This window comes from Spirochaetia bacterium 38H-sp (assembly GCA_039023545.1).
Taxonomy (GTDB): domain Bacteria; phylum Spirochaetota; class Spirochaetia; order Winmispirales; family Winmispiraceae; genus Rarispira; species Rarispira pelagica.
In genome coordinates, this window is record JBCHKQ010000005.1 from 13391 (window position 1) to 27462 (window position 14072).

Sequence of the window (14072 nt, forward strand, 5' to 3'; positions counted from 1 at the left end):
CCACTTCTCCCTATTTTTTTCCTAAAAAATCATTAAGCTTAACTGCAGCATCTTCCTGAACTAACACAGCATCAGCATAAAAAAGGTCATGAGCGGAAAGCTTATCATAAGTAAACACTGACAACCAAGGTAAATTGCGCCCTGCTCTCTTTGTAGAAACATCATCAGAAGAAACAATCAGAACCACTCTAGACAAATCACCTTTAAAAACAGAAAGAGACTCACTCATCTCCTTAGTCTTACCGGAAGCAACTGAAAAATTCTCCACAACTTTAAGAGCCTCTTCCTTTAACTTAAGACTAAGGAGAGACCTATAAGCACCTCTCTTCATCTTTTTAGGCAAAGAATAGCTATAATCTCTTGGCTTAGGACCAAAAACAATCCCACCACCAACCCAAACAGGAGAACGCTTATGACCAGCTCTAGCTCTACCAGTCCCTTTCTGTCTCCACGGTTTTTTTCCACTTCCCGCAACTTCTGCTCGTGTTTTTGCAGAAGCAGTACCAACTCGCCTGTTAGCAAGTTCGTTCCTTATTGCATGATATATAAGTCCGTCGCTTATCTCTGCAGCAAAAACCACATCACTAAGTTCTATCGTCTTTATACCCTCGCCCTTAAGCGAATACACCTGTGTTTCCATAGCAAAATCCCTCAACTATCGCTTTTTTTTGGCCTGCGTCACAACAACATATCCCTTACGCGGCCCAGGAACAGCTCCTCTAACTAGGATACATTTATTATCTTTATCAACAGAAACAATTTTCAAATTTTGAACACAAACATTATCGGCACCCATCCTGCCAGGCATCTTCGTGCCTTTAAGAACCTTAGAAGGATAAGAAGCCTGTCCTGTAGAACCATTAGCTCTATGGAATTTAGAACCATGAGCAGCAGGGCCACCCGCAAACCCATGCCTTTTCATAACACCTTGATAACCCTTTCCTTTAGAAACACCTCTAACATCCACATACCTGATGTCATCAAAAAAATCAACTCCTATCTCAGAACCAACCTCCCAATCAACCCCCTCGCACCTAAACTCTTTTACAACCTTTAAAACAGGCAGACCTTTCTTTTTAAACTGGCCAGCATACGGCTTATTAGCTCTATGCTCCTTCATTGGAGAAACCGCAAGAACTATAGCCTCATAACCATTTTTATCAGCGGTTCTTTTATCAAGAACAACATTATCTTCTATTTTTATAACAGTAACAGGAGTAACTTCACCGCCTTCACCAAAGACCTGAGTCATTCCAAGCTTCTTTCCAATCAAACCCACCATACTTTCCACCTACTGCTTGATTTCCACATCAACCCCTGCAGGAAGCTCCAGCTTCATAAGCGCATCCATCACCGCAGGAGTAGGGTCGAGAATATCTATCAATCGTTTATGAATACGCATCTCAAACTGCTCCCTGGACTCCTTATTTACATGAGGAGACCTTAAAACAGTATATTTACGTATCTTTGTCGGCAAAGGAACAGGTCCAGAAACCTTGGCCCCTGCTTTTTGAGCAGCCTGAACAATAGCCTTTGCACTTTGATCTATTAATGCAGTATCAAAACCTTTCAGCCTAACGCGAATCTTTTCGCCCGACATCTTTCCTCCAAAAACTTGAGCCTCGCTGAAAAACCAGCAAGGCTCAAATCAAAAAAAGTATTACTCAATAATTTCTATAACCTGACCACTTGCAACTGTGCGTCCACCTTCGCGGATAGCAAACCTAAGCCCTTTATCCATAGCTACAGGAGTGATAAGCTCAACAAAAACCTCTGTATTATCACCGGGCATAACCATCTGCTTATCCTCAGGCAAAGTAACAGTACCGGTAACGTCAGTAGTTCTAAAGTAAAACTGAGGCCTATATCCACTAAAGAAAGGAGTATGACGACCCCCTTCTTCTTTTGTAAGACAATAAATAGTTCCTTTAAACTTTTTATGAGGTGTTATAGAACCAGGCTTAGCAAGAACCTGCCCTCTCTCAACCTCAGACTTCTCTATACCCCTAAGGAGACAACCCACATTATCACCAGCCTGACCCTCATCAAGAATCTTATTAAACATCTCAACACCGGTAACAACAGTCTTCTTAGTCTCACCAAAACCAACAATCTCTACTTCTTCTCCAACCTTAACAACACCCTGTTCAATCCTACCTGTAACAACAGTACCTCTACCCTGTATGGAAAAAATATCCTCAATAGGCATAAGAAAGGGCTTATCAATAGCACGCTCAGGAAGCGGAAAATAGCTATCCATAGCATCAAGAAGCTCTTTTATACATGCATTAGCCCCTGGGTCATCAGGATTACTCATAGCCTTAAAAGCAGAACCCTTAATAATAGGCGTATCATCCCCAGGGAATTCATAACTATTAAGCAACTCCCTAACATCCATCTCAACAAGCTCTATAAGCTCATCATCATCAACAAGATCAACCTTGTTAAGGAAAACAACTATAGAAGGAACACCAACCTGCCTTGCAAGAAGAACATGCTCTCTTGTCTGTGCCATAACACCATCATCCGCAGCAACAACAAGAACAGCGCCATCCATCTGCGCAGCACCAGTAATCATATTCTTAACATAGTCAGCATGCCCAGGACAATCAACGTGCGCATAGTGACGACTATCTGTCTGATACTCAATATGACGGCTATTGATGGTTATACCACGAGCTTTCTCCTCGGGCGCATTATCAATATCATCATAACTAAAACCCTTTGTACCAAAATTCTTGGCACAATACTGAGAAATTGCCGCAGTAAGAGTAGTCTTACCATGGTCAACATGACCTATTGTACCCACATTTATATGCGGCTTCGTCCTTTCAAACTTCTCTTTTGCCATTACGGTCCTCCTGAAAGTCTAACCTAAAAAAAATATAAACACACCTGCACTGCAGATGAGCGCATACTGCGAAGTCAGTATTGTAACGAGAGGCAATCTCTTTGTCAAGCAGATAAAAAGCAGACAAAAGAGAAAGCCACCTCATCACCCATAACAACACCTTCTCTCAAAGCCAACGGCAGCGAAGGAAGGCAATCGGTTTGGCTTCTCCAATAAAAGACCAAACAAACAATAACTATAACTACCAGCGATAATGAGCAAAAGCCTTATTAGCTTCTGCCATTCTATGCGTATCTTCCTTTTTCTTAAAAGCCGTGCCCGTAGAATTAAAGGCATCCAGAAGCTCATCAGCAAGCTTTTGTTCCATAGGACGCCCAGATCTAGCTCTAGCCGCATCAATTATCCACTTCATCGCAAGAGCCTCCCGTCGAGACTCTCTAACTTCTACCGGAACCTGATAAGTAGCACCACCAACTCGCCTAGATCTAACCTCTACAACAGGCTTTACATTGTCAACAGCTTTTAAAAAAACCTCAAGACCATCTTTACCAGTCTTCTTTGCAAGCAAATCTATAGCACCATAAACACAACTCAACGCAACAGATTTCTTACCATCAAGCATCATTCTATTAACAAACTTTGCAACATCACGTCTACCATACCTAGGATCAGGCAAAACCTTTCTTACAGAAGCAACCCTTCTTCTAGACATACAACAACTCCTTATGCCTTAGGCCTTTTTGTTCCATATTTGGAGCGACTACGCTTTCTGTCATTTACACCAAGTGTATCCTTAGCTCCTCTAACTATATGATACCTAACACCTGGTAAATCCTTAACTCTTCCGCCCCTCACAAGCACAACAGAGTGTTCTTGCAAATTATGACCTATACCGGGTATATAAGCTGTAACCTCAACGCCATTAGACAATCTAACACGAGCAACTTTTCTCAAGGCCGAATTAGGCTTCTTGGGAGTAACAGTCATAACACGAGTACACACCCCTCTCTTTTGAGGGCAAGAATCAAGTGCAGGAGACTTACTCTTTTTGTTCACCTGCTTTCTTCCAAATCTTACTAACTGATTAATCGTTGGCATCTACATCCACTCCTTAACTTATGCTCCATATATTTGAGCGTGGCAAGAATTTACCAGCTCTTATATAAAATGTCAATACTATGCTTCCTCATTTACAGCTTCCTGGGTAGCAAATTCTTTTTCTCTTAGCTCAAGAAGCTCCCTAACCTTCTTATCAAGGTCATCCGTTTCCTCATCAAAAAGTTTAATCGACTTATATTTCTGCATTCCCGTACCAGCAGGTATAAGGTGTCCTATTATCACATTTTCTTTAAGCCCTCTAAGTTCATCTGTAGCACCTGAAATAGCAGCATTTGTAAGGACTCTAGTTGTTTCCTGGAACGAAGCAGCTGCAATAAAAGATTCGATATTCAATGAAGCTTTGGTTATACCAAGCAACATGGGTCTACCCACAGCAGGTTGTCCTCCCTGTTTTTTCACTCTCTCATTTTCTTCAAAAAAGGCAGATCTGTCTACTTGCTGTCCGTATATAAATTTGGTATCACCTACCTCTACTATTTCCACTTTTCTCATCATCTGCCTGATGATCACACCAATGTGCTTATCATTGATTTCTACACCTTGCAACCTATAAACTTCCTGAACTTCATTTACAAGAAAAGCCTGTAATGCATTTTCTCCCAATACTCTGAGAACATCATGGGGGCTGATAGCTCCTTCACACAATTTCTCTCCTGCCTCAATCCTATCCCCCTCTCTTACAAGCAAGTGCCTACCCATAGGAACAAGATGTTTATATTCGTTACCATAATCGTCTTCTACCAAAACGACCCTTTTACCCTTGACTACTCCCTGAAAATGCACAGTACCAGAAACCTGAGCTAAAACAGCGGGGTTTTTAGGTTTTCTTGCTTCAAAAAGTTCACCAACCCGAGGCAGACCACCGGTTATATCCATAGTTTTAACACCCTCGCGCAAAAGTCGTGCCAATGTCCTACCGGATTTGACTTTTTCTCCGTCTTCCACATTTACATATGCTCCGCCTGGTAAATAATACAGTCCTAGCTCATTACCATCATCATCTTCTATCACTATTCTTGGCTGAAGTTTTTCAAGATTATGCTCTGTTATTCTCTTTTCGATTTTACCTGTATCTTCATTTATTTCTTCTCTTAATGTCGTACCCAAAATAACATCATAGAATTTCACTCTTCCGGTTTGTTCTGCAATGATAGGTTCACTAAAGGGATCAAAAGAAGCTATAATTTCTCCTGGTGCAAGAATAGCTCCTTCTGAAACAAAAAGTTCTGATCCGTTCTTAATCTCCACGGTTTGTATTTGAGAGACAAGAATAAGCTTGTTATCTAGTATCTTTACAATAGCATTATGGGTACAGAAAATATCTTGGTTATTTTTTCTTATAATAGCCTGTCCCTTTACAACCTTCTGTTCATCTTTAACAAGGACTTCAACACTGCTATCAATATCATGGCTTTCTATTATTCTTCTTACAAGGGCTTTACCCTTTCTTGTAAAAAGCTTAATTCCTGTATCAAGCTCAACAATATTGCCTTCAAAGCTTTCTATGAGAACAGGATATTTTAATGATATCTGGTTTTCTTCAACAGCTCTCGTAGCAGTTCCACCGATATGGAAAGTTCTCATTGTCAGCTGTGTTCCAGGCTGGCCAATAGACTGTGCAGCAATTATTCCTACTGCCTCTCCTATATCAACTGTTTTATTTGTAGCGAGATTTCTTCCGTAGCATCTCTGACACACACCATGCTTTGCTTCACAAGTGAGAACAGTTCTTACTCTTACAGACTCTATTCCAAGCTCTTCTATCTCTTCGGCCTTTTCATCCGTAATCTCTTCATTGACATCAACAATAACCTCACCAGTGATGGGGTGCTTAATCCTCTCTATGGTAAAACGACCTCTTATTCTATCAGCAAGACTCTCTACTATTTCCTCACCATCTTTTAAGGCCTTCATCTCCAATCCGTTTATAGTACCGCAATCTTCTTCATTAACAACAACATCCTGTGCTATATCAACAAGTCTTCTTGTAAGATAACCGGCATCAGCTGTTTTTAGCGCTGTGTCTGCAAGCCCCTTACGTGCACCATTTGTAGATATAAAATATTCTATAACTGAAAGGCCTTCTTTAAAGTTAGACCTAATAGGAAGCTCTATAATATCACCAGAAGGCTTTGCCATAAGACCACGCATGGCAGCAAGCTGTCTTATCTGACTTCTACTACCTCTGGCTCCAGAATGAGCCATCATATACACAGGATTAAAACCATTCTGATCTTTCTTGAGAACGTCCATCATTTCGTTGGTTAGTTCCTCGTTAGTCTTACTCCAGACTTCAATAACCCTGTTGTATCTTTCCTCGTTAGTAATATGACCAGCTCTGTACTGCTCCTGAATTGCAGCTACCTTCTGATTAGCTTCTTCTATCATTTCCTTCTTTACAGACGGGACAACAACATCGGAGAGAGAAAAGGTAGAGCCTGATTTTGTGGCATAGCTATATCCGATGTCTTTGATAGAATCAAGGAATTTTACTGTTATAGCTCTTCCATGTTTATCATATATTTTACCAATAAGTCGCCTAAGAGCCTTATCTGTCAAAACTTCGTTAACATATTCTACAGCTTCTGGCAGTACCTGGTTAAAAATAACCCTGCCTGGTGTTGTTTCCACATACTGCCCATTATGAGGAGTCCTGTTTATCTTGACTTTTACAATCGCATGAAAATCCACAGAACCTGATTCTGCAGCAAAGACAGCTTCATCTTCTGTAGGAAATATCTTGCCTTCTCCCCTAGCTCCTTTCTTTATCTGTGTAAGATAATAAATACCAAGAACCATATCCTGAGAGGGGAATACAATAGGCTTACCATTGGCAGGGTTTAATAAGTTCCTGGCAGAAAGCATAAGAGTCCAGCATTCTGTCTGAGCAGCTTGGGTCAGGGGCACATGTACAGCCATCTGATCGCCATCAAAGTCAGCATTATACGCATGACATACAAGAGGATGGAGTTTTATAGCTTTTCCCTCGACAAGAACTGGCTCAAAAGCCTGAATACCCAACCTATGGAGAGTGGGCGCACGGTTAAGAAGAACTGGATGTTCCTGAATCACCTCATCAAGAACAGCCCAAACCTCTTCGGCTTCCTGTTCCACGAGTGTTTTTGCCCTCTTTATATTGTATACTACTTCTTTTTCTACAAGTTTTCTCATTATAAAAGGCTTAAAAAGCTCAAGAGCCATTTTCACAGGCAAACCACACTGATGCATTTTTAAGGTAGGACCTACAACAATAACAGAGCGTCCAGAATAATCCACACGCTTACCAAGCAAATTCTGCCTAAATCTACCCTGTTTTCCTCTCAAAATATCCGAAAGAGATTTTAAAGGCCTGTTGGATGCACCCTTGACAGCTCTCCGCTTCTTGGAATTATCAAAAAGAGCATCAACAGCCTCCTGGAGCATCCTCTTCTCGTTTCTTATGATTATATCAGGAGCATTGAGTGACATAAGTCTCTTTAATCTGTTATTTCTGTTTATGACACGTCTATAGAGGTCATTGAGATCTGAGGTTGCAAAACGTCCGCCGTCAAGCTGAACCATAGGCCTAAGCTCGGGAGGTATAACAGGAATAACATCCATTATCATCCACTCCGGCTTATTATTGGAGTCTCTAAACTGTTCTACAAGCTCCAACCTCTTAAGCAGCCTTTTGTCTGCCTTAATACCTTTTTCTAGCATCTGCGCTCTCAGTTCTGCAGCAAGGGCATCAAGGTCAAGATTCTTAAGGAGAGTTCTTATTGCCTCTGCACCCATTCCGGCTGTAAAAGACATTCCGTACCGTTCTTTTGCCTCAAGATATTCTTCTTCTGTTAACAATTCCATTTTCTTAAGATCAGTATCGCCCGGATCTATAACAATATACTGCTCATAATATAAAACAGAGCGTAGAGCAGAAACAGTCATATCAAGCAACAACCCCATCCTGGAAGGTACAGAACGATAAAACCATATATGAGATACAGGTGCGGCAAGCTCTATATGCCCCATCCTCTCTCTTCTTACCTTAAAGTGAGTAACCTCAACTCCACATCTGTCGCAGACAACTCCCTTATACCGTATGGATTTAAATTTTCCACAAAAACATTCCCATTCTTTAGTGGTACCAAAAATCCTCTCGCAAAACAAACCGTCTCTTTCCGGTCTTAATGTTCTGTAATTTATTGTTTCCGGCTTTTTCACTTCTCCATAGCTTCTTGCTCTTATAAGCTCGGGAGATGCCAGTTTTATAGCAATGGAACTAAATTCCTGCATTTCCTTATTCATATCAATGCCTCCTAAAAGTTCCCTTCTGACTTACTTGTCAATTCCTCGTCTCTTTCTGTGAGAGGAACAGGCTTACCTCTGGAATCCATAACAGTAAGATCCAAGCCTAATCCCCTCAATTCTTGAACCAGAACATTAAAAGATTCTGGTATACCAGGCGAAGTAGAAGGCTCACCTTTTACAATACTTTCGTATATCTTTGTTCTTCCGTTCATATCATCAGACTTTACAGTAAGCAGCTCCTGGAGGGTATTAGCAGCTCCATAAGCCTCCAAAGCCCACACCTCCATTTCTCCAAGTCTTTGTCCACCAAACTGAGCCTTACCACCAAGAGGCTGTTGAGTAACAAGAGAATAAGGCCCTGTAGACCTTGCATGCATCTTATCAGCAACGAGGTGGTTGAGCTTTAGCATATACATCTGTCCGACCATAACAGGGTTATGAAATGGCTCACCAGTTTTGCCATCATATAAGATAGTCTTTGAAGTCTCTGGTAGGCCGGCTTCTTTGAGCTTTTTCTCAATCATCTCCGGACTGGCAGACTCAAATACAGGCGTTGCATACCACTCATCAAGTGCAACAGCAGCCCATCCAAGTTCAGTCTCCAAAATCTGTCCTAAATTCATACGAGATGGCACACCAAGAGGATTGAGGCAGATGTCAACAGGAGTTCCATCGGCAAGAAAGGGCATGTCTTCTTCAGGAAGAACTCTTGAGATAACACCCTTGTTACCATGTCTTCCGGCCATCTTATCTCCTTCCTGCAACTTCCTTTTGGAAGCTATCAAAACCTTTACAACCTCTTCCACACCGGGACTAAGCTCATCTCCCTCTGACCTTCTCAACCTCTGAACATCTATCACAATACCTTCTACACCATGAGGCAGCCTAAGAGAAGAATCTCTTACTTCTTTTGCCTTTTCTCCAAAAATAGAGTTTAGCAGCTTAAATTCCGGAGTGAGATCAGTATCAGACTTGGGAGTAATTTTCCCCACAAGTATAGCACCAGAACCAACCTTAGCACCAATTCTGACAACACCCTCCTGGTCAAGATGCTCAAGATGCTTCTCACTAACATTAGGAATATCTCTTGTTATACGTTCAGGCCCCAGCTTAGTCTCTCTGACCTCTATAGAAAATTCTTTTATATGAATAGAGGTAAACACATCGTACTTCAACAAACGCTCCGAAATAACGATAGCGTCCTCATAATTGTAACCATACCATGGGACAAAAGCCACAAGAACATTTCTACCCAATGCAAGTTCGCCTTTAAAAGTAGAAGGTCCGTCAGCTATAACATCACCCTTATTAAGCTTCTGGCCTTTTTTGACCATAGGTCTGTGATTAAAACAAGTATCCTGGTTAGTCCGCTGATACTTGTTCATAAAATAAATATCTCTGTCACTATCATCTGCAGCATCATCAGGCTTAACAACAACCTTGGTAGAAGAAACATATTCTACAACACCAGCTCTTTTTGCCTTGACAACAACACCAGAATCATATGCAGCTCTAAACTCCATTCCAGTACCAACCCTAGGAGGTTCTGGAAACATAAGAGGAACAGCCTGCCTCTGCATGTTGGAACCCATCAGCGCACGGTTAGCATCATCATGTTCTAGGAAAGGAATAAGAGATGCAGAAGCAGAGACAACCTGACGAGGCGAAACATCCATATAATGGATTTCCTCGGGAGAGCGAGTTGTATAATCTCCACTTCTCCTTACAGAAATCTGATCAGTGGTAAAGTTACCGTTTTCGTCTATGGGAGCATTAGCCTGCGCTATATAGTATTTTTCCTCATCCATAGCAGACAGATATTCTATCTTATCCGTAACGCGCCCGTTTTCTACCTTGCGATAGGGAGCCTCTAGAAAACCATAATCATTAACTTTTGCAAACAGAGCAAGAGACATAATAAGTCCAATATTGGGTCCTTCCGGAGTTTCTATGGGACACATCCTACCATAGTGAGTATAATGAACATCTCTTACCTCAAAACCAGCTCTCTCTCTAGACAGACCTCCAGGACCAAGCGCACTAAGTCGCCTCTTATGAGTAAGCTCTGACAACGGATTTACCTGGTCCATAAACTGAGAAAGTTGACTTGAACCAAAAAACTCTTTTATTGCTGCTGTTATAGGCTTAATAGAAAGAAGGTCCTGAGGCTTGATAGTATCATTCTCTTTTAAAGACATTCTTTCCCTTGCTATTCTCTCCATCCTAGAAAAAGCTGTCTTAATATCACCGGAAAGCAGCTCTCCTACGGAACGAATTCTCCTGTTTCCCAGATGATCTATATCATCTATCGCAGCTTCACCTGTATAAACCTTGATAAGGTGCCGCATTGTATTAACAATATCTTCCGGGATCAACACCGTAGAATCTACAGGTGGGTTGTAGTCAAACTTTTTATTTAGCTTATACCTACCAACATCTCCAAGATCGTATCTTCTCTCAGAAAAAAACATAGCATGCAAGTCTTTCTCTGCACTTTCCATTGTTATTGGATCACCTGGCATTATAGCAGAGTAAACAGCTATTAATGCATCCTCTTTGGTAGGTTCATCCACACCGGCTTCTTCTCTTGTGTACTTTGCTTCTTCCCTATCAAAACAATTGAGAATTATATCAGAATGAAGAGAATTCTCATCCGATTCATCTATGATAGATACACTAGAAACACCCAAGTGAAGAAGCTCGTCTACCTCATGGGGGTGAATCTTGGAACCAGCTTTTAAGAGCTTCTTGCTCTCCCCTTCCTCCTCTACAAAGACATCCTTTGCAAGGACTTTTCCAAGCAGCTCATCTCTAGTATCAGCAGTCAACGGAAACTCTTTGACACTATAAAAACACTCTATGATTTTTTCTCGCGTATCATATCCCAAAGCTCTGAGAAAGAGAGTTCCCAAAATCTTTTTCTTTCTATCAATTTTAGCATATACAAGATCCTTCTTGGCATCAATCTCAAACTCAAGCCAAGAACCTCTGTAGGGGATTATTCTAGAACCATATACACCCTTATCATAAGAAAAAACAACACCGGGGGAACGATGAATCTGGCTAACAACTACGCGCTCTGCACCATTGATAATAAAAGTTCCTCTATCCGTCATAAGAGGAATATCGCCCATATAAATCATCTTCTGCCTTATTTCTCCTGTCTCAAGAAAAATAAGATTTATCTGAGCCTTTAAAGGAACTGCATATGTCAAGCCCTTTCTCTTACACTCTTCTTCCGTATACTTTATAGAATCAAAATCAAGAATATAATAATCATACTCCAAACGCATATCCCCGTTGGGGCTTTCTATTGGAAAAGTAGTCCTAAAAGCTTCTTCCAGCCCCTGCATCTCCAGCGGCTCACCCTTTTTCATACGCTCGGACTGAAGAAACCTCTCATAAGAAGCAAACTGAATTTCCAATAGATTGGGCAGCTCCATAACATCCGGTCTACCCGTAGAAAGGCTTATGCGCTTGACATCATTTTGCCTTGTAAACATGAATCTTCCCCCTACAGAGTCTGAAGATTAAAAAATATAACACAGAAAAAATGCAAAAATACACCACCAGACCCCTGTCTGGTGGCGTACAGAGATTTGAAAAATACAGATTTTTTTGTCGTTTTATTTAACCTCGACAACTGCACCTGCTTCTTCTAGTTTTTTCTTGAGCTCCTCAGCTTCGTCCTTAGACACGCCTTCTTTCACCGCCTTACCGGGAGCCTCAACAAAATCCTTGGCCTCTTTAAGACCAAGACCCATAACTTCCCTGACAACCTTGATTACAGGGATTTTCTTTCCGTCAGCAACTCCCTTGAGAATCACATCAAACTCGCTCTTCTCCTCAGCAGCACCAGCTGCAGCACCGGCTGCTGGAGCAGCAGCTACGGCAACAGGAGCGGCGGCAGTAACGCCAAACTTCTCTTCCATAGCCTTAACAAGCTCGGAAACCTCAAGGACAGTCATCTCTGAGATTGCATCAAGAATCTCTTCTGGTGTAAGTTTTGCCATATTAACTTCTCCTCTATATTTTTTATCAGCGATAGCATGGCATCAATCAAGAAGACTAACGCTGATATTAATAGCTATATCAACCCTCTGATTTTTTATCAGCCACAGCCTGCAAAGTCCTTACAAGCTTTGTTGTGACACCATTTAAAGCATATACAAAGTTCTGTGCCGGAGCATTCATCGCACTCATAAGCATAGCAATAAGCTCCAACCTGGACGGAAGCTTGGAGAATGCCTCCACCTCTTCTGGTCCAAAAAGCTTACCCTCGATGATTCCAGCTTTTACCTTGACAGGTGTTTCCTTGACATAATCATAAAGCACCTTTGCAACAGGAGCTGCATCATCATGAGCAATCGCAACAGCAGTTGGGCCTTTTAAAATCTCATCAAGGTCAGAAATCTCAAGCTCAGAAAAAGCTATCTTTGCATATCTGTTTTTAATGACCTTGAGAACAGCATTTTTCTCTCTTAGCTCATTTCTTATCTTGGTGATCTGCTCTACAGTAAGTCCTCTGTAGTCAGTAAAAATATAACCCTTGCCATCTTTAAAAAGCTCTCTAAGCTCTTCTACTCTGGACTGTTTTTCTTCTGTAACACGTGTGGAATAATCACTCATATCGCACACTCCTTATCTGTCTTCCCATTTTACTTTTACGCCCGGTCCCATTGTTGAAGAGAGCGCAACGGATAAAACAAAATGCCCCTTGGCATCTGCAGGCTTTTTATGCTTGATTTCTGCAAGGGCAATATTGGCATTTTCTACAACCTGAGCAGGCTCCATGGACACCTTTCCTACAGCAAGATGAACAACTCCTGTCTTATCTGCTCTAAACTCAACCTGACCTTGCTTAAGATTCTCCACAGTAGCCTTAATATCCATAGTCACTGTACCAACCTTAGGATTGGGCATAAGTCCACGTCTTCCAAGGATAGCACCCAGCTTACCTACATCCTTCATCATATCTGGAGTAGCAACAGCAACATCAAAATCAAGCCATCCACCCTGAATCTTCTGGATAAGATCCGCATCACCTACATATGTGGCACCAGCAGCCTTAGCTTCTTCTGCCTTATCTCCACGGGCAAAAACCAGAATTCTCTTCTCTGCACCAAACCTATGAGGAAGAGTAACAGTACCTCTTACAGTCTGACTCTTCTTTAAGTTGAGCTTTACAGAGAGCTCCACCGTCTCGTCAAAATTAGCAAAAGCAATTTCCTTTACTATCTCCGCAGCCTTCTCTATGGGATAAGCTTCCTGAGGGGCATACTTCTTAACAGCATCAAGATATTTTTTTCCTCTCTTCATATCAGCCCTCCACCTCTACACCCATGCTGCGGGCAGTTCCTGCTATAATCTTCATGGCAGCTTCTACATCGTTGGCATTAAGATCGGGCATCTTCTGCTCCGCAATAGCCTTAAGCTGCTCCTTTGTAAGTTTTCCAACCTTGACCTTATGAGGCTCTGCAGAACCACTCTTGAGACCAAGAACCTTTTTGATAAGAACCGCAGCAGGCGGAGTCTTAATCTCAAAAGAAAAAGTCCTATCCTTATAAACACTTATAACAACAGGAACAATAAGACCAGCCTCAATATTCTTGGTAGCATCGTTAAACTGCTGCACAAACTGAGGCGCACTAACACCGTGCGGACCAAGAGCCGGACCCACAGGAGGTGCCGGAGTGGCCTGCTGAGCCGGAATCTGCAACTTAATAATTCCGGTTACTTCTTTTTTTGCCATAAAAAACTCCTACTGGTAATCACGCCGTAAAAGGCTCCCAGATATAAAAAAAGGCAACGCCTT

Annotated in this window: 12 protein-coding genes; all 12 read right to left on the reverse strand. The window is 41.7% G+C overall.

Translation table 11 applies throughout. The features are described 5' to 3' along the window. Positions 1 to 10 precede the first annotated feature (10 nt). Positions 11 to 640: a 50S ribosomal protein L4 gene (gene rplD, locus WKV44_09210; protein MEM5948721.1), complete on the reverse strand. Its 630-nt coding sequence runs from the start codon at positions 638 to 640 to the stop codon at positions 11 to 13. Between the two features lie 15 nt (positions 641 to 655). Beyond that, positions 656 to 1282, reverse strand: coding sequence for a 50S ribosomal protein L3 (gene rplC, locus WKV44_09215; protein MEM5948722.1), 627 nt, complete (start codon positions 1280 to 1282; stop codon positions 656 to 658). Positions 1283 to 1291: 9 nt separating this feature from the next. Next, on the reverse strand, positions 1292 to 1600 hold the full coding sequence (gene rpsJ, locus WKV44_09220) for a 30S ribosomal protein S10 (protein MEM5948723.1): 309 nt from the start codon (positions 1598 to 1600) through the stop codon (positions 1292 to 1294). A gap of 60 nt (positions 1601 to 1660) precedes the next feature. Next, positions 1661 to 2851 (reverse strand): elongation factor Tu, encoded by a 1191-nt coding sequence (gene tuf, locus WKV44_09225; protein MEM5948724.1) that lies wholly within the window; start codon positions 2849 to 2851, stop codon positions 1661 to 1663. 241 nt (positions 2852 to 3092) lie between these two features. Continuing rightward, positions 3093 to 3563, reverse strand: a complete 471-nt coding sequence (gene rpsG / locus WKV44_09230) for a 30S ribosomal protein S7 (protein MEM5948725.1) — start codon at positions 3561 to 3563, stop codon at positions 3093 to 3095. A gap of 11 nt (positions 3564 to 3574) precedes the next feature. Beyond that, positions 3575 to 3949, reverse strand: a complete 375-nt coding sequence (rpsL, locus tag WKV44_09235) for a 30S ribosomal protein S12 (protein MEM5948726.1) — start codon at positions 3947 to 3949, stop codon at positions 3575 to 3577. A gap of 78 nt (positions 3950 to 4027) precedes the next feature. After that, positions 4028 to 8254 carry a DNA-directed RNA polymerase subunit beta' gene (gene rpoC / locus WKV44_09240; protein ID MEM5948727.1) on the reverse strand — a complete coding sequence of 1409 codons (4227 nt, stop codon included), beginning with the start codon at positions 8252 to 8254 and terminating at the stop codon, positions 4028 to 4030. Positions 8255 to 8265: 11 nt separating this feature from the next. Further along, positions 8266 to 11760, reverse strand: coding sequence for a DNA-directed RNA polymerase subunit beta (rpoB, locus tag WKV44_09245; protein MEM5948728.1), 3495 nt, complete (start codon positions 11758 to 11760; stop codon positions 8266 to 8268). Between the two features lie 123 nt (positions 11761 to 11883). Beyond that, complete coding sequence (gene rplL, locus WKV44_09250) at positions 11884 to 12270, reverse strand: 50S ribosomal protein L7/L12 (protein MEM5948729.1); 387 nt, start codon at positions 12268 to 12270, stop codon at positions 11884 to 11886. 79 nt (positions 12271 to 12349) lie between these two features. Then, a complete protein-coding gene (gene rplJ, locus WKV44_09255; protein ID MEM5948730.1) occupies positions 12350 to 12886 on the reverse strand; it encodes a 50S ribosomal protein L10 in 537 nt (178 codons plus the stop codon). Between the two features lie 12 nt (positions 12887 to 12898). Beyond that, positions 12899 to 13576, reverse strand: coding sequence for a 50S ribosomal protein L1 (gene rplA, locus WKV44_09260; GenBank protein ID MEM5948731.1), 678 nt, complete (start codon positions 13574 to 13576; stop codon positions 12899 to 12901). Position 13577: 1 nt separating this feature from the next. Then, on the reverse strand, positions 13578 to 14009 hold the full coding sequence (rplK, locus tag WKV44_09265) for a 50S ribosomal protein L11 (protein MEM5948732.1): 432 nt from the start codon (positions 14007 to 14009) through the stop codon (positions 13578 to 13580). Positions 14010 to 14072 lie beyond the last annotated feature (63 nt).